This window comes from Rhodosalinus sediminis (genome assembly GCF_003385555.1).
Taxonomy (GTDB): Bacteria; Pseudomonadota; Alphaproteobacteria; order Rhodobacterales; family Rhodobacteraceae; genus Rhodosalinus; species Rhodosalinus sediminis.
The window spans coordinates 11,264-31,015 of sequence record NZ_QOHR01000015.1; the positions used below are offsets into that span (position 1 = coordinate 11,264).

At 72.6% G+C, this 19,752-nt stretch carries 17 protein-coding genes; 14 read left to right on the forward strand and 3 right to left on the reverse strand.

Features of this window, described 5'->3' with window-relative positions; all coding sequences use genetic code 11:
* Nucleotides 1-78 precede the first annotated feature (78 nt).
* The 11 genes from ileS to DRV84_RS10755 all read left to right on the forward strand — a co-directional run bounded on the left by ileS (nt 79) and on the right by DRV84_RS10755 (nt 12,467).
* Complete coding sequence (gene ileS / locus DRV84_RS10705; RefSeq protein ID WP_115980349.1) at nt 79-3,012, forward strand: isoleucine--tRNA ligase; 2,934 nt, start codon at nt 79-81, stop codon at nt 3,010-3,012.
* The gene (locus DRV84_RS16030) at nt 3,009-3,242 is read left to right on the forward strand and encodes a DUF3253 domain-containing protein (RefSeq protein WP_273522051.1); all 234 of its coding nucleotides are present in this window, start codon (nt 3,009-3,011) and stop codon (nt 3,240-3,242) included. The genes ileS and DRV84_RS16030 overlap by 4 nt, the downstream gene beginning before the upstream one ends.
* Before the next feature lie 175 nt (nt 3,243-3,417).
* Complete coding sequence (locus tag DRV84_RS10715) at nt 3,418-4,077, forward strand: ABC transporter ATP-binding protein (RefSeq protein ID WP_115980355.1); 660 nt, start codon at nt 3,418-3,420, stop codon at nt 4,075-4,077.
* The gene (locus DRV84_RS10720; protein WP_115980358.1) at nt 4,055-5,638 is read left to right on the forward strand and encodes a KpsE/RkpR family capsule polysaccharide export protein; all 1,584 of its coding nucleotides are present in this window, start codon (nt 4,055-4,057) and stop codon (nt 5,636-5,638) included. Before DRV84_RS10715 ends, DRV84_RS10720 begins: the two co-directional genes overlap by 23 nt.
* Before the next feature lie 107 nt (nt 5,639-5,745).
* Nucleotides 5,746-7,239 (forward strand): phosphomannomutase/phosphoglucomutase, encoded by a 1,494-nt coding sequence (locus DRV84_RS10725; RefSeq protein ID WP_115980360.1) that lies wholly within the window; start codon nt 5,746-5,748, stop codon nt 7,237-7,239.
* Between the two features lie 256 nt (nt 7,240-7,495).
* Nucleotides 7,496-8,416: a manganese-dependent inorganic pyrophosphatase gene (locus DRV84_RS10730; protein WP_115980363.1), complete on the forward strand. Its 921-nt coding sequence runs from the start codon at nt 7,496-7,498 to the stop codon at nt 8,414-8,416.
* A 71-nt stretch (nt 8,417-8,487) separates the two neighbouring features.
* Complete coding sequence (locus DRV84_RS10735) at nt 8,488-9,363, forward strand: TIGR01459 family HAD-type hydrolase (RefSeq protein WP_115980366.1); 876 nt, start codon at nt 8,488-8,490, stop codon at nt 9,361-9,363.
* A 105-nt stretch (nt 9,364-9,468) separates the two neighbouring features.
* Nucleotides 9,469-9,912, forward strand: coding sequence for a MaoC family dehydratase (locus DRV84_RS10740; RefSeq protein ID WP_115980369.1), 444 nt, complete (start codon nt 9,469-9,471; stop codon nt 9,910-9,912).
* A 100-nt stretch (nt 9,913-10,012) separates the two neighbouring features.
* Complete coding sequence (locus DRV84_RS10745) at nt 10,013-10,951, forward strand: bifunctional riboflavin kinase/FAD synthetase (protein ID WP_115980372.1); 939 nt, start codon at nt 10,013-10,015, stop codon at nt 10,949-10,951.
* Entirely contained in the window at nt 10,948-11,421 is a 474-nt protein-coding gene (locus DRV84_RS10750; protein WP_115980375.1) for a YcgN family cysteine cluster protein, read from the forward strand. Before DRV84_RS10745 ends, DRV84_RS10750 begins: the two co-directional genes overlap by 4 nt.
* Nucleotides 11,421-12,467, forward strand: coding sequence for a threonine aldolase family protein (locus DRV84_RS10755; RefSeq protein ID WP_115980377.1), 1,047 nt, complete (start codon nt 11,421-11,423; stop codon nt 12,465-12,467). The genes DRV84_RS10750 and DRV84_RS10755 overlap by 1 nt, the downstream gene beginning before the upstream one ends.
* A gap of 405 nt (nt 12,468-12,872) precedes the next feature.
* On the opposite strand, the gene DRV84_RS10760 is transcribed toward DRV84_RS10755, so the two are convergent.
* The 3 genes from DRV84_RS10760 to DRV84_RS10770 are packed head-to-tail and all read right to left on the reverse strand — an operon-like array spanning nt 12,873 to nt 15,738.
* On the reverse strand, nt 12,873-13,883 hold the full coding sequence (locus tag DRV84_RS10760; protein WP_115980380.1) for a YcjF family protein: 1,011 nt from the start codon (nt 13,881-13,883) through the stop codon (nt 12,873-12,875).
* Nucleotides 13,880-14,335 carry a GNAT family N-acetyltransferase gene (locus tag DRV84_RS10765; protein ID WP_239995055.1) on the reverse strand — a complete coding sequence of 152 codons (456 nt, stop codon included), beginning with the start codon at nt 14,333-14,335 and terminating at the stop codon, nt 13,880-13,882. Before DRV84_RS10765 ends, DRV84_RS10760 begins: the two co-directional genes overlap by 4 nt.
* 2 nt (nt 14,336-14,337) lie before the next feature.
* Nucleotides 14,338-15,738, reverse strand: coding sequence for a YcjX family GTP-binding protein (locus tag DRV84_RS10770; protein ID WP_115980382.1), 1,401 nt, complete (start codon nt 15,736-15,738; stop codon nt 14,338-14,340).
* Nucleotides 15,739-16,162: 424 nt separating this feature from the next.
* On the opposite strand from DRV84_RS10770, the gene truA reads away from it, so the two are divergent.
* The 3 genes from truA (at nt 16,163) to argF (ending at nt 19,397) form a co-directional block, all read left to right on the forward strand.
* Complete coding sequence (truA, locus tag DRV84_RS10775) at nt 16,163-16,930, forward strand: tRNA pseudouridine(38-40) synthase TruA (RefSeq protein ID WP_115980471.1); 768 nt, start codon at nt 16,163-16,165, stop codon at nt 16,928-16,930.
* A 262-nt stretch (nt 16,931-17,192) separates the two neighbouring features.
* Nucleotides 17,193-18,377 carry an aspartate aminotransferase family protein gene (locus tag DRV84_RS10780; RefSeq protein ID WP_115980385.1) on the forward strand — a complete coding sequence of 395 codons (1,185 nt, stop codon included), beginning with the start codon at nt 17,193-17,195 and terminating at the stop codon, nt 18,375-18,377.
* A gap of 93 nt (nt 18,378-18,470) precedes the next feature.
* Complete coding sequence (gene argF, locus DRV84_RS10785; RefSeq protein WP_115980388.1) at nt 18,471-19,397, forward strand: ornithine carbamoyltransferase; 927 nt, start codon at nt 18,471-18,473, stop codon at nt 19,395-19,397.
* The last annotated feature ends 355 nt before the right edge of the window (nt 19,398-19,752 follow it).

The window sequence follows — 19,752 nt, forward strand, 5'->3', positions numbered from 1 at the left end:
GCGGCCGGGACCTCAGGCGCCGGGTGCTCCGCGCCGCCGCTTCGACCGACCCCGAGACCCAAGCGAAGGACGCCACCGATGTCCGCCGACGACGCCGCCCCGCTGCCCGACTACAAGGACACGCTGAACCTCCCCGAGACCGCCTTTCCGATGCGCGCGGGCCTGCCGAAGCGCGAGCCCGGCTGGCTCGAACGCTGGGAGGAGATCGGCATCTACGACCGCCTGCGCGAGCGCGCGGCCCGGGATCCGGGGGCGCGCCCTCCCTTCACGCTGCACGACGGGCCTCCTTATGCCAACGGGCACCTGCACATCGGGCATGCGCTGAACAAGGTGCTGAAGGACCTCGTCGTGCGCAGCCAGCAGATGATGGGGCGCGACGCGCGCTACATCCCCGGCTGGGATTGTCACGGCCTGCCGATCGAGTGGAAGATCGAAGAGCGCTACCGCGCCAAGGGGCTCGACAAGGACGAGGTGGACACCGTCGCTTTCCGGCAGGAGTGCCGCCGCTTCGCGGACGAGTGGATCGACGTGCAGCGCGACGAGTTCAAGCGCCTCGGGGTGACCGGCTGCTGGGAGCGGCTCTACCTGACGATGGACTTCCACGCCGAGCGGGTGATCGCCGGGGAGTTCATGAAGTTCCTCATGTCCGGCGTGCTCTACCAGGGCTCGAAGCCGGTGATGTGGTCGCCCGTGGAAAAGACCGCGCTCGCCGAGGCGGAGGTCGAGTATCACGACCACAAGAGCCACACGATCTGGGTGCCCTTCGCCGTGCGCGACCGCGGGGCGGCGCCGGAGGATCTGGGCGCGGCGCGCGTGGTGATCTGGACCACGACGCCCTGGACCATCCCCTCCAACCGCGCGGTCGCCTACAACCCGGAGGTCGCCTACGGCCTCTACCGGGTGGAGGCGACGCAGGAGGAGTGCTGGGCCTCCGTGGGTGAGAACTTCGTGCTCGCCGACGCCCTTGCCGAGGACACGCTCTCGCGCGCACGGGTGACCGAGCACGCGCGCCTGCGGGACGTGACGGCCGATGAGCTCGGCGCGCTGACCCTCGCCCATCCCTTCGCCGGGCTCGACGGCGCGGACGGTTTCTGGGACTACGACGTGCCGATGATCGCCGAGGACTACGTCACCGACGATCAGGGCACCGGCTTCGTGCACACCGCGCCCAGCCACGGGGCGGACGACTACGACGCCTTCGCGCGGCGCGGCTGGCTCGACCGGATGACGCACAACGTGGGCGAGGCGAGCGAGTTTCGCGATCACGTCCCCTTCTTCGCCGGGCTGCGCGTCTTCGACGAGAAGGGCAAGGAGGGCAAGGCCAACACCGCCGTCATCGACAAGCTGGTGGAGGCCGGCGGCCTGATCGCGCGGGGGCGGCAGAGCCACAGCTACCCGCATTCCTGGCGCTCGAAGGCGCCGGTGATCTTCCGCAACACGCCGCAGTGGTTCGCCGCCATCGACCGGGCCGTGGGCGACGGGCAGGACACCTACGGCGAGACGATCCGCGCCCGCGCGCTGACCTCGATCGACGAACTCGTGCAGTGGACGCCGAAGACCGGCCGCAACCGCCTCCACTCGATGATCGAGGCGCGCCCGGACTGGGTGCTCTCGCGCCAGCGCGCCTGGGGCGTGCCGCTGACGGTCTTCACGAAAAAGGGCGCGCTGCCCACCGATCCGGACTTCCTGCTGAAGGATGAGCGCGTCAACGCCCGCATCCTCGCCGCTTTCGAGGAGGAGGGCGCGGACGCCTGGTACAAGCCGGGCGCCAAGGAACGCTTCCTCGGCAAGGATTACGACCCGGCCGAGTGGGACAAGGTCGACGACATCCTCGACGTCTGGTTCGATTCGGGCTCCACCCACGCCTTCGTCCTGCGCGACCGCGAGGACGGCTCGGCCGACGGTCTCGCCGATCTCTACCTCGAAGGCACCGACCAGCACCGGGGGTGGTTCCATTCCTCGATGCTGCAGGCCTGCGGCACCATCGGCCGGGCCCCCTATCGCGGCGTGCTGACCCACGGGTTCACGCTCGACGAGAAGGGCAACAAGATGTCCAAGTCGCTCGGCAACACCGTGGCGCCGGAGGACGTGGTCAAGCAGTACGGCGCCGACATCCTGCGCCTCTGGGTGGCGCAGTCGGACTACACGGGCGATCTGCGAATCGGGCCGGAGATCCTGAAGGGCGTGGCCGACAGCTACCGCCGGCTGCGCAATACCCTGCGTTTCCTCTTGGGCAACGTCGCGCATTTCACCGAGGCCGACCGCACCGCGCCCGAGGACATGCCCGAGCTCGAGCGCTGGGTGCTGCACCGCATGGCGCATCTCGACCGGGTCGTGCGCGAGGGCTACGACGCCTACGACTTCCAGGGCGTGTTCCAGGAGGTCTTCAACTTCTGCACCGTGGACCTCTCGGCCTTCTACTTCGACATCCGCAAGGACGCGCTCTACTGCGACGGCGACACCGCGCGGCGCCGGGCCGTGCGCACGGTGCTGGATCTGCTGTTCCACCGCCTGACCACCTGGCTCGCCCCAGTGCTGGTCTTCACGATGGAGGAGGTCTGGCTGGAGCGCTTCCCGGGCGAGGGCTCCTCGGTCCACCTGCAGGACATCCCCGAAACGCCGGAGGCGTGGCTGGACAGCGATCTCGCCGGCCGGATGGTCGCCGCGCGGACCGTGCGCCGGGTCGTCACCGCCGCGCTGGAGGTGAAGCGCACCGACAAGGAGATCGGCGCGAGCCTCGAGGCAGCCCCGGTGGTGCACGTCGAGGATCAGGGGACGCTCGACATCCTCCGGCAGATGTCCTTCGCCGATCTCTGCGTGACGTCGGATATCTCGCTCACCGCCGACCCGATGCCGCAGGAGGCCTTCCGCCTGCCCGAGGTGCCGGGCGTCGGCGTCGTCTTCGAGCGCGCCGAGGGCGAGAAATGCCAGCGGTGCTGGAAGATCCTGCCCGACGTGGGCAGCCACGCCCACCCGGGCGTCTGCGGGCGCTGCGACGCCGCGCTGGGGTGAGCGACGCCGAGATCGCGGCGGAGCTGATGCGGCTCGCCCGCGCGCGGGGGGCGGACAAGAGCTTCTGCCCCTCCGAGGCGGCGCGCGCGCTCGCCCGCGACTGGCGCGCGCTGATGCCCGAGGTGCGGCGCGTGGCCGCGACCCTGCCGCTCCGCGCGACGCAGAAGGGCCGCCCGGTGGACCCGGCGACGGCGCGCGGGCCGATCCGCCTCTCGCTCGCGCCGGAGTGACGCGGCGCGCGCCGCCGTCCGGCGTTTCGCGTATGGCGACAGTGTGCCGACGGCTTGTCCTGCGCGGCATTCAAGCGACATAATGGCGCCCAAATCGGGGGCTAACACGATATCAACCGCGGCCGGGCGCCCTCGCGCCGCGACCGTTTGTGCCGGATCGCGCCCCGGAGCCGAGATGATCGAGTTCGACACCGTCAGCAAGTCCTTCTGGACCGGCGTGCAGCGCAAGGTCATCCTCGACCGCGTGTCCTTCCGCGTGGAGCTCGGCCGCTCGCTCGGCGTGCTCGCGCCGAACGGGACCGGCAAGACCACGCTGATCAAGATGATGGCCGGCCTCGAGAAGCCCGACGAGGGGGAGGTGCGACGCCACTGCAAGGTCTCCTTTCCGCTCGGCTTCATGGGCGGCGTCATCACGAAGCACTCCGCGCGGGAAAACGCGCGCTACATCGCGCAGCTCTACGCGCTCGATCCCGACTACGTGGAGGCGTTCTGCCGCTGGCTCTGCGGGCTGGAGGAATACTTCGACCAGCCGATCGGCACCTATTCCTCGGGGATGCGCGCGCGCTTCACCTTCGCGCTGATGCTCGCGCTCGATTTCGACGTCTATCTCATCGACGAGGGGATGCCGTCCTCCACCGACGCGGAGTTCAACCGCAAGGCGGGCGAGATCCTGCGCGAGCGGCTGCGCACCACGACGCTCGTCATCGTCTCGCACCAGCCGCAGGTGCTGGAGAAGTTCGCGGTTCAGGCCGCCGTCCTGCTCGACGGCAAGCTCCACATGTTCGACACCCTCGAAGAGGCCCGTCAGCTCTATGACTACCAGACCGAAGGCTAGGAAGTTCCGCGTGCGCCGGCCCGCGGCCTCGGCCTCCGCCTCCGGCGCGGGGGCGGAGCGCGCGGGCGCCGCGGCCGCGGGGGGCGCGAGCCTCAGCGGCGAGGTGCAGAGCCCCGCGGAGGTCGCGGCCGCCGAGGAGGTCGAGGCGATCCGGCGCGAGGGGCTCACGGGGCGGCAGCTGCGCATGGCGCGCCGCGTCGCGCAGCGCCACGGCATCGCCGCCACCTCGGACCACGACGCGGTGCGCCAGTTGCGCGCCCGCGGGATCGACCCGTTCCAGCCCTCGCGCATGCTCGAGCTCGTGGTCCCCGGCGAACGCCGGCCCGACGCCTCCGGCGCCGGTCCGGGCGCGGCGGAAAGCCTGCCGCAGGTGCGCGAGACGCCCGCCGAGACGACCGAGCGCAGCCCGGCGGACCGCCGCGCCGAGGAGATCACGCGCATCCAGCGCGACATCGCCCGGCGCCGGCGGCGCAAGCTCGCGCTGCTGCTGACGCGGCTCGCCTTCTTCGTCTTCCTGCCCACCTTCGTCGCGGGCTGGTACTTCTTCGTGATGGCGACGCCGATGTACGCCACGAAGTCCGAGTTCCTGATCCTGAAATCGGACAGCGGCGCCAGTGCGGCGGGCGGGCTCCTGTCGGGGACGCAGTTCGCCACGAATCAGGATTCGATCGCGGTGCAGTCCTATCTCGAATCGAAGGACGCCATGGTGCGCCTCGACGCGGACGAGGGGTTCCGCGCGCATTTCGCGCAGCCGTGGATCGACCCGATCCAGCGCCTCGAGCCCGACGCATCGACCGAGGACGCCTACGCCCTGTATTCCCGCAACGTGAACCTCGGCTACGACCCGACCGAGGGCGTGATCCGGATGGAGGTGACGGCCGCCGATCCGGAGGTCTCCGCGCGGTTCTCGCGCGCGCTGCTGTCCTATGCAGAGGAGCGGGTGGACAACCTCTCGCAGCGCAAACGCGAGAATCAGGTGGCCGACGCCGAGCGCGCCCTCGAGGAGGCAGAGGCGGCGCGCCGCGAGGCGCAGCAGCGCCTCGTCCGGCTCCAGCAGGAGGGCGCGGTCCTCGACCCCGAGGGCCGGATCGCCGCACTGCGGAGCCAGATCAACAACATCGAGATGCAGATCCAGGACAAGCAGCTCGAACTCGCCGCGCTCCAGGACAACCCGCGCCCCAACGCGGCCCGGCTGGAGGGCGTGCGCGGCGACATCCGCCGGCTCGAGACGCTGCTCGAGCAGGTCAACGCGCAGATGACGGAGGCGACGACCTCGCAGGGGTCGCTCGCCGCGCTCGCCTCGCAGATCCAGCTCGCACAGGCGGATGTGACCACGCGGGACATGATGCTGCAATCCGCGCTCGAATCGCTCGAACAGGCCCGGCGCGACGCCAACTCGCAGACGCGGTATCTGACGACCTCGGTGCGCCCGCTGCCGCCCGAGGACCCGAGCTATCCCCGCGCGGTCGAGAACACGCTCTTGGCCTTTCTCGTGTTTTCCGGCATCTATCTGATGATTTCGCTGACCGCCTCGATCCTGCGGGAGCAGGTCTCGTCCTGAGCCCGAGCGCGGGTCGGCCCGCCCCGATTGATCCGGGCCGCCCGCGGGCGGCCCGCCAAGCGATAGACCGGCCGCGCCCGTCGCGGCCCCAGCGAAAGGCCCTGCCGATGCGTCCCCACCCCGAGAGCCGCCCGAACACCTGGGAGTTCCTCTCCGAGCCAATGATCGCGCCGACGGGCTTTCGGGAATACGACGCGCGCTGGCGCTACCCGGAAGAGATCAACCTGCCGGGCATGACGGCGCTGGGCCGCGGCCTCGGCACGCAGATGCAGCGCCGCGGCCTCCGCCCCGAGATCGCGGTCGGCAACGATTACCGGGACTATTCGCTCGCCATCAAGCAGGCGCTGATCCTCGGGCTGGTACAGGCGGGCATCCGGGTGAAGGACATCGGCCCGGCGCTCTCGCCCATGGCCTATTTCGCGCAGTTCCACCTCGACGCGCCGGCGGTGGCGATGGTCACGGCGAGCCACAACCCCAACGGCTGGACCGGCGTGAAGATGGGCTTCGAGCGCCCGCTCACCCACGGCCCCGAGGAGATGGCGGAGCTGCGCGACATCGTTCTGGGGGACCAAGGCGAACACCGCGCGGGCGGCGGCTGGGAGGTCGTCGAGGGTGTGCGCGACGCCTATCTCGACGATCTCGCGGGCGATTTCCGACTGTCGCGCAAGCTGCGCGTGGTCTGCGCGACCGGCAACGGCACCGCGAGCGCCTTCGCGCCCGCGCTGCTGGAGCGCATCGGCGCGGAAGTCATTCCGCTGCACACCGCGCTCGACTACGCCTTCCCCAACTACAACCCCAACCCCGAGGCCATGGAGATGCTGCACGACATGGCCCGCGTCGTGAAGGACACCGGCGCGGACCTCGCGCTCGGCTTCGACGGGGACGGCGACCGCTGCGGCGTGGTGGACGACACGGGCGAGGAGATCTTCGCCGACAAGGTGGGCGTCATCATGGCCCGCGATCTCGGCAAGCTGCACCCGGGTGCGACCTTCGTGGCCGACGTGAAATCCACCGGCCTCTTCGCCGCTGACCCGGAGTTGCAGAAGCTGGGCGTGAAGGCCGACTACTGGAAGACCGGGCACAGCCACATGAAGCGCCGCGTCAGGGAGATCGGCGCGCTCGCGGGTTTCGAGAAGTCGGGGCACTATTTCCTCGCCGAGCCGGTGGGGCGCGGCTACGACGACGGGATGCGGGTCGCCGTCGAGCTCTGCCGCATCCTCGACCGCAACCCCGAAAGCCGGATGTCGGATCTGCGCCGCGCCCTGCCGCGGACCTGGTCCACGCCGACGATGTCGCCCTTCTGCGGCGATACGGAGAAATACGAGGTGCTGGGCCGGATCGTCGGCAAGCTCGAGGCCAGGGCCGAGGCGGGCGAGACGATCGGCGGGCGCCCGATCGACCGCGTGGTGACGGTGAACGGCGCGCGCGTGATGCTCGACAACGGCGCCTGGGGGCTCGTGCGGGCGAGCTCGAACACGCCGAACCTCGTCGTGGTCTGCGAAAGCCCCGAGAGCGAGGACGAGATGCGGGCGATCTTCGCCGACCTCGACGCGGTGATCCGCACCGAGCCGGCGGTGGGGGATTACGACCAGACGATCTGAGCCGGGCGCAACGCGCTTGAAAGCGCGTTGCAAGGCGCTTGGAAGCGCCTTGCCCGCGCCCGGCGGCGCGGGCGAGGGGGCGCTGCCCCCTCCTGGCCTGCGGCCAGTTCACCCCCGGAGTATTTCGGCCAAGATGATGGGCGTGAGCGGCGGCCCCGAGCCGGGATGCCGCGGTGCGGCGAAGGGCTCGTGACAAGCTCCGGCGTCGGCCCTATAAGGCGCGCGACATTTCCACCATGGCGACGGACGGACTTCGATGACGCTGCAGGTTTTCGGCCACAAGGCCCCCGACACCGACTCCACCGGCTCGCCCATCATCTGGGCTTGGTATCTCTCCGAGGTGAAGGGCGAGGCGGCCGAGCCGGTGCTTCTGGGCGAGCCCAGCACCGAGGCGGCCTTCGTGCTCGAACGCTGGGGGCTCGACCACCCGCGCGTCGCGGAAAGCTTCGAGGACGGCACGCCGGTGGTGATCGTGGACACCAACAACCCCGCCGAGTTGCCCGAGAACGTCAACGCGCTCGACGTCAGGGCGATCATCGATCACCACAAGCTGACGGGGGGCATCGAGACGAAGGCGCCGATCGAGATCACCGTGCGCCCGCTGGCCTGCACGGCGACGATCATGCACGACCTGATGGGGGCGGACGCGGAGAAGATGCCCGAGGGCGTCAAGGGCGCGATGCTGTCCTGCATCCTGTCGGACACGCTGGAGTTCCGCAGCCCGACGACCACCGACAGGGACCGCGCGGTGGCCGAGGCGCTCGCCGGCGATCTCGGCGTCGCGATCCCGGACTACGCGGCGGAGATGTTCGCGGCGAAATCGGACGTCTCGGCGTTTTCCGAGGCGGAGCTTCTGCGCATGGATTCCAAGGCCTACGAGGTGGGCGGCACCGCGTTCCGCGTCAGCGTTCTGGAGACGACGAGCCCGGACCAGGTGCTCGCGCGGAAGGACGCGCTGATGTCGGCGATGCCGCAGGTCGCCCGCGAGGACGGCGTCGATCAGGTGCTGTTCTTCGTCGTGGACATCCTGCGCGAGGAGGCGACGCTCCTCGTGCCGAACGACCTCGTGAAGGGGGTGGCGGAGAAGAGCTTCGGCGTCGCTGTCGGCAGCGACACGGTGGTGCTGCCCGGCGTGATGAGCCGCAAGAAGCAGATCATCCCGAACCTCGCGGTCTGAGCGCGCCCGCGCGATCGCTCTGACGAGGGGCGCCCGGCGCGGCGCCCCTTTTTTCGACGCCGGAGGACCCCATGGCGCAGATCATCGAAACGCTCGACGAGATTTCCGCGGAGTACGACGCGCTGCTCGTCGATCTCTGGGGCTGCGTGCACGACGGCGTGCGTGCGCTGCCCGAGGCGGTGGCGGCGCTCGTCCGCTACCGGGCCGAGCGGGGCGGCGCGGTGGTGCTCGTCACCAATTCGCCGAAGCCCCGCGCGGGGGTGGAGCGCCAGCTCGACCGCATGGGCGTGCCGCGCGCGGCCTGGGACGCGATGGCGACCTCCGGCGACAGCGCGCGCGCGGCGATGTTCCGCGGCGTGGTGGGCCGGAAGGTCCATTTCATGGGGCAGGATCACGACGAGGGGTTCTTCACGCCGCTAGAGGTGCTCGACGATCCGCTGGAGATCGAGCGCGTGCCCCTCGCGGAGGCGGAGGGGATCGTCTGCACCGGGCCCGTCGATCCGATGGCCGACCCGGAGGCCCTGCGGCCCGAGCTGCGCGACGCGCGGGCGCGGGGGCTGAAGCTTCTCTGCGCGAACCCCGACATCGTGGTGGACCGCGGCGAGGTGCGCGAGTGGTGCGCGGGCGCGGTGGCCGCGCTTTACACCGAGATGGGGGGCGAGAGCCTCTATTTCGGCAAGCCGCATCCGCCGATCTACGATCTCGCCTATCGCCGGCTCGCCGCGCTCGGGCGCGAGGTGCCGCGCGCACGGATGCTGGCCATCGGAGACGGCACGCGCACGGATGTGGCCGGCGCGATGGGGGAGGGAATCGATTCGCTCTACATCACCAGCGGGCTCGCGCGGGCGGAGACGAAGACGAAGCGACAGCCCGATCCGCAGGCGCTGGAGCGCTGGCTCGCCGCCGAAGGGGTGTCGCCGCCCTACGCCATCGGCGCGCTGCGGTGACGCGGGCGCCACTTCGCTCTTGCTTTTCTGCGCGCGCGAAGTAATGAAATTACCGAGGGGCGCATCGTGGCGTCCGATAATTTCAGCGCTAGGCCGGAGGGGCGGATGTTGGACAACCTGCCGCGGGGCACGATCTGCATCGAGGACATCGAGATGGGCATGACCCGTCACCTGCGGAAGGTGGTGACGGATCAGGACATCGAGATGTTCGCCGAGGTCTCGACCGACCGGAACCCGGTGCATCTCGATGACGAGTATGCGCAGGACACGATCTTTCACGGGCGCATCGCGCACGGGATGCTCACCGCCGGGCTGATCTCGGCGGTGATCGGCGAGCAGCTGCCGGGCCACGGCACAGTCTACATGGGCCAGACGCTGAAGTTTCTCGGCCCCGTGCGGCCGGGAGACATGGTGAAGGCCGAGGTGGAGGTCACCGGCATCGACCATGCCAAGCGCCGCGTGACGCTCGACTGCCGCTGCATCGTGGACGGCAAGCCAGTGCTCAAGGGCGAGGCGACGGTGCTCGCCCCCTCGCGCAAGTTCGACTGACCGCAGGCGCGCATCGGCCCTGACGGGCCTCTTCGCGCGACGTCGCGGCGCCCGGGCCGCCCGCTTGCGCCGCCGCGCGCGCGGCGCTAGGTGCCTGAGCATGCGGATCGTGCGCGACCATCAGTTCACCGCCCCGGAGGACCGCGGCGCCGCCGCCGCCATCGGCAATTTCGACGGCGTGCACCTCGGGCACACCGCGGTGATCGACATCACGCGGGGCGCGGCCGCGCGCCTCGGCGCGCCGCTCGGGGTCGTCACCTTCGAGCCCCACCCGCGGGAGTATTTCGCGCCCGACGCGCCGCCCTTCCGCCTCACCGGGCCGGAGGCGCGGGCGCACCGGCTCGAGAAGCTGGGCGTCGAGCGGCTCTACGAGCTCAAGTTCAACGCGGCGATGGCTGCGCTGACGCCGGAGGGCTTCGCGGCGGAGGTGCTGCGCGACGGGCTCGGCTTGCGCCATGCGGTGGTGGGGCGCGATTTCTGCTTCGGCAAGGATCGCGCCGGCGACGTGGCCGATTTGACGCGCTTCGGCGCCGCGATGGGCTTCGGCGTGACCGTGGCCGACATGGTTACCGAGGGGCCGACGCGCGTCTCCTCCACCGCCATCCGCAAGGCGCTCTCGGAGGGGCGGCCGCGCGACGCCAAGGCGCTTCTCGGGCACTGGCACAGGATCGAGGGGCCGGTGATCGGCGGCGAGCAGCGTGGCCGCGACCTCGGCTATCCGACGGCGAACATGTCGATCGACGGGCTGCACCCGCCGCGCTTCGGGGTCTATGCCGTCATCGTGGACGTGCTCGACGGCCCGCATGCCGGCAGCTACCACGGCGCGGCGTCGCTCGGCGTGCGGCCGATGTTCGGCGAGAACCGCGCCAACCTCGAGACCTACATCCTCGACTTCGCGGGCGATCTCTACGGCGCGCATCTCTCGGTCGCGCTGATCGACTTCCTGCGCCCGGAGGAGAAGTTCGAGGGCGTCGATCACCTGATCGCGCAGATGGAGGCCGACTGCGCCCGCGCCCGCGCCGTGCTGGAGGCGCTGTGAGCCGCGATCCGATCGACCGCGCCGGTCTCGCGCCGCGCTACTGGGAGCGCAAGCGCCTAGACGAGATGACCCGCGCCGAGTGGGAGGCGCTCTGCGACGGCTGCGGCAAGTGCTGCCTGAACAAGCTCGAGGACGCGGACACCGGCGAGGTGGTGCTGACCCGGGTGGCCTGCCGGCTCTTCGACGACACGACCTGCCGCTGCGGGCAGTACGAGATCCGCCACCAGTTCGTGCCGGAGTGCATCGTGCTCACGCCCGAGACGATCCCGGATCACCTGTACTGGCTGCCGGCGACCTGCGCCTACCGGCTCCTTTACGAGGGGCGGCCGCTTTACGACTGGCACCCGCTGATCTCGGGCGATCCGACCTCCGTCCACGAGGCGGGCGTGTCGGTCCGCGACCGCACGGTGCCCGAGTTCGCGGTGGACGAAGACGACTGGGAAGATCACGTGATAGAGGAACCCCGCTGATGCAGTTCGCCTCCGACAACGCCGGCCCGGCGCACCCGCAGGTGCTCGCGGCGATGAGCGCCGCGAACGAGGGCTACGCCAGCCCCTACGGCGCCGACGCGGTCACCGCGCGCGTCACCGCCCGCCTGCGCGAGATATTCGAGGCGCCGGAGGCCTCGGTCCATCTCGTCGCCACCGGAACGGCGGCGAACGCGCTGGCGCTCGCGACGCTGGCGCAGCCGTGGCAGGCGATCTTCTGCACGCCGGTCGCGCATATCCACGAGGACGAGTGCAACGCGCCGGAGTTCTACTCGGGCGGCGCGAAGCTCGCGCTCGTGGGCGAGGGCGACCGCATGACGCCGGAGGCGCTCCATGCCGCCATCGCCGCCGAGGAGAGCCGCGGCGTGCACGGGCCGCAGCGCGGGCCGGTCTCGATCACGCAGGCGACCGAGCGGGGCGGGGTCTACGACACGGACCAGATCGCGGCGCTCGGCGCGGTGGCGCGCGACTTCGGGCTGAAGATGCACCTCGACGGCGCGCGCTTCGCCAACGCGCTCGTCGCGCTGAACGCGAGCCCGGCCGAGATGACCTGGAAGGCAGGGGTGGACGCGGTGAGCTTCGGCGCCTCCAAGAACGGCTGCCCGGGCGTCGAGGCGGTGATCTTCTTCGACCCGGAGGTCGCCTGGGAGTTCGAGCTGCGCCGCAAGCGGGGCGGGCATCTCTTCTCGAAGTATCGCTACCTCGCCGCGCAGTTGGAGGGCTATCTCGCCGACGGGCTCTGGCTCGAGAGCGCCCGGCGCGCCAACGCCGCCTGCGCGCGCCTCGCCGAGGGGCTGCGCGCCCTGCCGGGCGTCTCCTTCCTGCAGGAGCCGCGGGCCAACATGCTCTTTCCGCGGATGCCGCGGGCGATGCACCGCCGCCTTATGGAGGCCGGGGCGCAGTATTACCTCTGGGAGGGTGCGCTCGAGGGCGATGACCCGGAGGAGCCGCTCACCGCGCGGCTGGTCTGCGACTGGTCGATCCCGGACGCCGAGATCGACCGCTTCGTGGAGATCGCGCGCGGCTGAGGCGGGTGGGGCGCCGCGCCGCCCGTGCGGGCGGCGGCTTCGGCTTCAGTCACCCGGGCGGCGCTCGGCGCATCACCGCGCGGGCGGGGCAGCAAAACGTCTGGCATGAGATCGAGACTGCGGGCCGCCCCGCGCGCGGGGGGAATCCCCTCCGCTATAATGGCGTCGTCGTCGGCGAAACCGCCGACCCCGAGCGTGTGTGAGGGGAAAATCCCGGTCAGATGCCGGAAGCTCCCTGAGGAGCCGCCCCCAACGCGCGGGCATCTTGCGCGCGAGCGTCACCGCCTGATCGCGGTGGGCCGTCCTCGCTCGCGCCCTTGGGGGGCGGCCTCGGCTTCAGCCATCCGGGCGGCGCTCGGCGCTTCACCGCGCGGGCGCCGGGACCGGCCCCCGGGGCCGCCTGAGTCAGTCCGCGCGCCCGCTGGCGTCCTTGCCGAAGAGCCCCGTCAGCGCCCGGTGGATCAGCCGCGAGACGCTCGGCGCCGCCACCGCACGGAAGGGCAGGGGGCGGCAGACCTCCATCGCGGCGACGCCGACGCGCGCGGTGAGCGCGCCGTTGACGATCCCCTCCCCGAAGCGGCGCGAGACCCGCGACAGCAGGCTCCCGCCCGCCACCGAGTGGATCAGGTCGTCGCCCACCGCCACCGCCCCGGTCGCCACCAGATGCGCGAAGACCGCCCGCAGGAGCCGCAGGCTGCCGAGGGTGCCGGAGCGCCCGCCGTAGATCTCGGCGATGCGGCGGATCATGCGGACGTTCGCGGCGAGCGCGCCCACCACGTCGGCGAGCGCGAGCGGCACCAAGGCCGTGACGGCGGCCACCTGACGCGCTGCGGCCTCCACCTCCGCGCGGGCGCGGGCGTCGAGCGGGGCGAGAAGCTCGCGCTCGGCGAGGCCCATCAGCGCCTCGGCGTCGAACTGCTCGGCCTTGCGCTCGGCGAGCCGCCGGCGGCCCCATTCCGTCTCGCCGCGCCCGGCGTAGAGCGCCTCGAGCCGCGCGACGAGCCGGCGCGCGGCCTCGAGGTCGGCCCCGGCGTGGGTGGCGTCCGCCGCGCGGTGCAGCGCGTCGATCCGCGCGAGCCGCGCGAAGGCCGCGGCCTCCTTCATAGCGATTGCGAGAAGCACCGCGAGGAACCCCGCGAAGAGCGCCGTCACCCCCCAGCCGAGGAGCGGCTGGCGGTCGATGAGCCCCGTGGCGAAATCCCAGGCCGCGACCGAGAGCACGGCGGCGATCAGCGCCGCCGCCAGCCCCCAGAACCACCGCGCGAGGCGCGCGGGCCGCGCGGCGGCGAGCGCCGCGGCGCGCTGCATCGCCCGGCCCTCGGGCGCCTCGGGCTCGGGCACGGGGGGCGCCTCGGCCGGGGAGGCCGGCTGCGCCTCGTCGATCTCGATCTCCACGGGGCCCCGCCGCTCGGTCATCGCGCGCCGGCCTCCCGCCGCCAGTCGAGGCGCAGGTCCGGCAGCCCCTCGTCGTTGTCGCGCCCGTCGCCCTCGGCCACGCGGCGAAAGCCCGCGCGCCGGTAGAAGCGCAACGCGGGCCCGTTGGCGGCGAAGCTGCGCAGGCTCAGCGCCGGGCGCTCCATCTTGGCCCGGTCGAGGAGCGCGCGGCCGAGGCCCCGGCCCGTCGCCCCCCCGGCGACGTAGAAGGCGTGGATGAAATCCCCCTCCCGCGCGAGGAAACCCTGCACCGTGCCCGCCTCCTCGGCCACCGTGACCCAGCCGCGCGCGATCATGCGGTCGCAGTGCGCCACCGCCTCGGCCCCGCTCATCAGGCAGGGCATCCACGGGGTGGCCCGCGCGAAGCCGTGCAGGATCGCCCCCGCCGCGCCCGCGTCGAGCGGCGCGGCAGGCCGCAGGGTGAGCGCCGCCACGCTCACAGCCGGTCCCCGATCAGGAACTGCGCCGCCCGGTCGAGCCGGATGTGCGGCGGCCCCTCGCCGGGGCGCAGCGTCAGCGGCGCGGGCGCGAAGCGCGGCGCGGCGTAGTCGCCCGCCTGCCAGTCCGTCGCGCCCAGAAGCTGCGCGGGGTCCTCCGGCAGCGCCCCGGGCGAGACGGCCACCTGCCGCCCGTCGGTGAGCCGCCCGCGCACGAGATCGCGGTGCGCGCCCGCGTGCTCGCGCGTCTCCTCGGTGGTGGCGCGCAGGCTCGCGATCGCCATGGCGCGCGTCTCGGCGCCGGCGTATTGCGCGCGGTCGCGCGCCTGCCGCAGGAGCGCTTCCATCAGCGCGGCGAGGCGCGGGTGCTGGGTGTGGTGCAGGTGGTCGGCCTTGGTCGCGGCGAAGAGGATGCGCTCCACCCGCCGCCCTCGCAGGATCTGCGAGAGAAAGCTGTTCGTGCCGGGGCGGAAGGCGCCCAGCACCTCCGACATCGTGCGCGAGAGATCGGAAAGCGCCGCCGGCCCGTGCGCCACCGCGTCCAGCGCGTCCACGAGCACCACCTGCCGATCGATCCGGGCGAAGTGGTCGCGGAAGAAGGGCCGCACGACGCGCGCCTTGTAGGCCTCGAACCGCCGCGCCATCTCGCGCCGGAGCCCGCGGCGCGGCGCCTCCGCCTCCCGCGGGAGGGGCGCGAAGGTCAGCGCGGGCGAGCCCGCCATTTCGCCCGGCATCAGGAAGCGCCCCGGCGAGGTGTCCGAGAGCCCCGCCTTGCGCATCGCCGCGAGCGCCTCGGTGTAGCGCGCGGCGAGCGCCTGCGCCTCCGGCTCGCCCCAGTCGCGGGTGCCCCGCGCGTCCCGCGCCGCCGCGAGGTAGGCCGCGGCCTCCGGCTCGGGGCGCGTGGCGAGGCGGGCGAGCACCCCCTCGGCCCAGGCGTCGTAGTCCATCCCCATCAGGCCGAGGTCGAGCAGCCATTCGCCCGGATAGTCCACGATATCCAGATGCACGATCCGCGGCCCCGAGAGCCCGGCGAGCAGCCCGGTGGGCCGCACCCGGAGCGAGAGGCGCAGCTGGCTGATCGCGCGCGTGCCCTCGGGCCAGTGCGGCGCGGCGGCGGTCAGCGCCGCGAGGTGGTGCTCGTAGTCGAAGCGCGGCACCGCGTCGTCGGGCTGCGGCTGGAGGTAGGCGGCCTCGATCCGGCCCTCGGCCGCCGCGGTCAGGCCCGGCATCCGCCCCCGGTCGAGGAGGTTCGCCACGAGCGAGGTGATGAAGACGGTCTTGCCCGCCCGCGAGAGGCCGGTGACGCCGAGGCGGATCACCGGCTGAAACGCCTCGCCGATCGTGTCCCCGACCCGGCCGACCCCGCGGGTCAGTTCGTCGGCGAGCGTGCCTATCACCACTGCGTGGCCCTCCTTGCGCCGCGGCCAAGATAGGCACCCCCGCCGCTTGGTGCCAGAGGCGGGACCAGCGCCGGGACATCAGCGGGGCCGGAAACGTGGGCAGAGGCGGCGCCGAGGTGGGGTCGGAGACGGTGCCAGAGCCGGGGCCCGACGTGGCACCGGAGGCGGGGCCCGAGGTGGTACCGGAGGTGGAGTCCGAGGTGGCACCGGAACCGTAGCCGGAGGTGACACCGGAGGCGGGCCATATGCGGGACTGGAGCCGGAGAGCGGAGCGGCGCCGTGGTCCGGGTCGAGGCCGGAGCCGGAGAGCGGACCGGAGCCGCTGGCAAGGCTCGGGACCTACGCCGAAGCCCGAGGCTTCACCGGACGCGGCCCCGGCGCGCGGGCCTTGCCGCGCGCCGGGGCCGGCGCTATGCGCGCCCCCATGCCCCGCTACGCGCTGAAGATCGAGTATCACGGCGGCCCCTTCGCCGGCTGGCAGCGCCAGGCGGGCCCCGCCACCGTGCAGGGCGCGCTCGAGGCCGCGCTCGCCCGGCTCGAGCCCGGCCCCTTCGCCGTCGCCGCCGCGGGGCGGACGGACGCGGGCGTGCACGCCCTCGGACAGGTGGCGCAGGCGGAGATGGCGCGCGACTGGGACCCGTTCCGCCTGTCGGAGGCGCTCAACCACCACCTGAAGCCGCATCCCGTGGCCGTCGTGGCCTGCGCGCGGGCGGCGGGCGACTGGCACGCGCGCTTCTCGGCGGTGGAGCGGCGCTACCTCTTCCGCATCCTGATGCGCCGGGCGCCGGCGACGCATGCCGCGGGCCTCGTCTGGCAGGTGCCGCGGGCGCTCGACGCGGGCGCGATGCGCGCCGCGGCGGCGCATCTCACGGGCCGGCACGACTTCACCACCTTCCGCGCCGCGCTCTGCCAGGCGAAGAGCCCGGTCAAGACGCTCGACGCGCTCGAGGTCGAGGAGGTCGCGGGCCTCTGGGGGCTGGAGCTGTGGCTCCGCGCGCGGGCGCGCTCCTTCCTTCACAACCAAGTGCGCTCGATCGCCGGCACGCTGGAACGCGTGGGCGCCGGGGCGTGGCGGCCGGAAGACGTGCGCGCCGCGCTCGCTGCGCGCGACCGCGCGCGCTGCGGCCCCGTCGCGCCGCCGCAGGGGCTCTACCTTTCCGAGGTGCGCTACCCCGAGGACCCCTTCGCGTGAGGCGCTTCGCCCCTCGCGGGGCGCATCGCCGGGTCTCGCCTGCCGTACCGGTCGCCCCGGTCTCGTGCGGTGCCGCCGCCCGGGAAAGCCCGTCCCGACCCGCGAGCCGCGCGCCGGGGACCGACGCACGCCGCGCAGAGGCCCCTCTGCCGCGACCCGTCGCCGCCCCGGCCGACGCCGCGCCGCCCGCGCGCCGTGCCGCGACGTTGACTTGCCCCCGCCCCTCGGGCACTCAAGGGGCTTCTTCCGGAGGACCCAGCCCATGATCCCGTCCGTTCTGCCCACCTACAACCGCGCCCCGCTCACCTTCGTCGAAGGCGCGGGCGCCTGGCTGACCGAGGCGGACGGGCGACGCTTCCTCGACATGGGCGCCGGCATCGCCGTCAACGCGCTCGGCCACGCGCACCCGGCCCTCGTCGCGGCGCTGACGGAGCAGGCCGGGCGGCTCTGGCACGTCTCCAACCTCTACCGCATCCCGGAGCAGGAGGCGCTCGCCGACCGGCTGGTGGCCGAGACCTTCGCCGACACGGTCTTCTTCACGAACTCGGGCACCGAGTCGCTCGAGCTCGCCGTCAAGATGGCGCGCAAGCACTGGCACGCCGCCGGCGAGGACCGCCCCGAGATCGTCACCTTCGGCGGCGCCTTTCACGGCCGCTCCACCGCCGCCATCGCCGCCGCCGGCTCGGAGAAGATGACCGCCGGCTTCGGCCCGCTGATGCCCGGCTTCGTGCATGTCCCCTGGGGCGACCACGAGGCCCTGCGCGCCGCCGTGACCGAGCGAACCGCCGCCGTGCTGATCGAACCCGTGCAGGGCGAGGGCGGCATCCGTCCGCTGCCTGACCAGTGCCTCCGGGGCCTGCGGGAACTCTGCGACGCCACCGGCGCGCTCCTGATCCTCGACGAGGTGCAGTGCGGCATGGGCCGGACGGGCCGGCTCTTCGCCCACGAATGGGCCGGCGTCGCGCCCGACATCATGATGGTCGCCAAGGGCATCGGCGGCGGCTTCCCGCTCGGCGCGGTGCTCGCCACCGAACGCGCCGGCAGCGCGATGACCGCCGGCACCCACGGCGCCACCTACGGCGGCAATCCGCTCGCCTGCGCCGTGGGGCTCCGCGTGATGGAGATCGTCGCCGATCCCGGCTTCCTCGAAACCGTGCGCACGCGCGGCGCCGAACTGCGCGCCGGCCTCGAGCGGCTGGTCGCCGCCCATCCGGAGGTCTTCGAGGCAGTGCGCGGCCGCGGGATGATGCTCGGGCTCAAATGCCGCCTGCCCGCGGCGGAGGTGATGACCGCCGGCTTCGCCGAGGACGTGATCACCGTGCCCGCCGCCGACAATGTCCTGCGCCTCCTGCCGCCGCTCACGCTGACCGCGGCCGAGGCGGAGGAGGCGCTCGCCCGCCTCGACTGCGCCGCCCGGGCCGCCCGCGCCGCGGCGGAGGCCGCCTGAGCGGGTCTTCTTCTTGGTAAAAATATCCCGGGGGAGTCGGCGCAGCCGACGGGGGCAGCGCCCCCTCGCCCCGGCCGCAACGAGCGTTCCGCGATGACCCATTTCCTCGACATCCACACCACCCCGCCCGACGACCTCCGGGCCATGCTGCAGCAGGCGCACGCCATGAAGACCGCGCGCGCAGGCCGCCCGCGCGGCGCGCCGGACGAGACGCAGCCCCTCGCGGGGCGCATGGTCGCGCTCATCTTCGAGAAGCCCTCGACCCGCACCCGCGTCAGCTTCGACGTCGGCGTGCGCCAGATGGGCGGGCAGACGATGGTGCTCTCGGGCGCCGACATGCAGCTCGGCCACGGCGAGACCATCGCCGACACCGCCCGCGTGCTCTCGCGCTACGTCGACCTGGTGATGATCCGGACCTTCGACGAGGCGGTGCTGCACGAGATGGCCGAGCACGCCGACATCCCCGTGATCAACGGCCTGACCGACCGCACGCACCCCTGCCAGATCATGGCCGACCTGATGACCTACGAGGAGCACCGCGGCCCGATCGCGGGGCGCAAGGTGGTCTGGTCGGGCGACGGCAACAACGTCTGCGCGAGCTGGCTGCAGGCGGCGGGGCAGTTCGGCTTCGATCTCGCCTTCACCGGCCCGAAGCAGCTCGACCCCGAGCCCGAGTGGGTCGACTTCGCCCGCGGCAAGGGCGCCACCGTCACCATCGAGCGCGACCCGATGGCCGCCGCCGCGGACGCCGACCTGATCGTCACGGACACCTGGGTGTCGATGCACGACGCGCAGTCGGCGCGGGAGCGGCGCCACACCCTCCTGCGCCCCTACCAGGTGAACGACCGGCTGATGGCCGCGGCGAAGCCCGACGCGCTCTTCATGCACTGCCTGCCCGCCCACCGCGAGGAGGAGGCGACGTCGGGCGTCATGGACGGGCCGCAGTCGGTGATCTTCGACGAGGCGGAGAACCGGCTCCACGCTCAGAAAGCCATCCTGCGCTGGTGCCTCGGCACCTGAGCGGCACGCCTCCGGCGCGCGCCAGAGGCCAAGCGGTTTCGAAACCGCTTGGCCCGCGCCCGGGGCTGCCGGTGCGCGGGCGTCGTGTCGCCGCGCGGTGAGCGCGGTCCCGGATGCGCGCGTCCGGCCGAGGGGGCGCGCCAGCGCCCGGGCCTCGGGCGCGACAGGCAGCCGGCGCGTCACCGGTCCCGGCAGCCGCGGCCCCGCATCTGCGGCCGTCGCGTCGCAGCGCGTCGCCCTCCTCCCTGCCTGTCGGAGGCGGTGCAGGATCACTGGTGCGGAAGGGAGCGCGTCGCCCCCGCCTGACGCGCGACGACCGCGTGCCGCGGCCAAGCGGTTTCGAAACCGCTTGGCG

What these genes read in the sequence shown, in the direction of transcription:
- ileS (WP_115980349.1), top strand. Translation starts at nt 79, where the DNA reads ATGTCCGCCGACGACGCCGCCCCGCTGCCCGACTACAAGGACACGCTG.
- DRV84_RS10715 (WP_115980355.1), top strand. Translation starts at nt 3,418, where the DNA reads ATGATCGAGTTCGACACCGTCAGCAAGTCCTTCTGGACCGGCGTGCAG.
- DRV84_RS10720 (WP_115980358.1), top strand. Translation starts at nt 4,055, where the DNA reads ATGACTACCAGACCGAAGGCTAGGAAGTTCCGCGTGCGCCGGCCCGCG.
- DRV84_RS10725 (WP_115980360.1), top strand. Translation starts at nt 5,746, where the DNA reads ATGCGTCCCCACCCCGAGAGCCGCCCGAACACCTGGGAGTTCCTCTCC.
- DRV84_RS10730 (WP_115980363.1), top strand. Translation starts at nt 7,496, where the DNA reads ATGACGCTGCAGGTTTTCGGCCACAAGGCCCCCGACACCGACTCCACC.
- DRV84_RS10735 (WP_115980366.1), top strand. Translation starts at nt 8,488, where the DNA reads ATGGCGCAGATCATCGAAACGCTCGACGAGATTTCCGCGGAGTACGAC.
- DRV84_RS10740 (WP_115980369.1), top strand. Translation starts at nt 9,469, where the DNA reads ATGTTGGACAACCTGCCGCGGGGCACGATCTGCATCGAGGACATCGAG.
- DRV84_RS10745 (WP_115980372.1), top strand. Translation starts at nt 10,013, where the DNA reads ATGCGGATCGTGCGCGACCATCAGTTCACCGCCCCGGAGGACCGCGGC.
- DRV84_RS10755 (WP_115980377.1), top strand. Translation starts at nt 11,421, where the DNA reads ATGCAGTTCGCCTCCGACAACGCCGGCCCGGCGCACCCGCAGGTGCTC.
- DRV84_RS10760 (WP_115980380.1), bottom strand. Translation starts at nt 13,883, where the DNA reads ATGACCGAGCGGCGGGGCCCCGTGGAGATCGAGATCGACGAGGCGCAG.
- truA (WP_115980471.1), top strand. Translation starts at nt 16,163, where the DNA reads ATGCCCCGCTACGCGCTGAAGATCGAGTATCACGGCGGCCCCTTCGCC.
- DRV84_RS10780 (WP_115980385.1), top strand. Translation starts at nt 17,193, where the DNA reads ATGATCCCGTCCGTTCTGCCCACCTACAACCGCGCCCCGCTCACCTTC.
- argF (WP_115980388.1), top strand. Translation starts at nt 18,471, where the DNA reads ATGACCCATTTCCTCGACATCCACACCACCCCGCCCGACGACCTCCGG.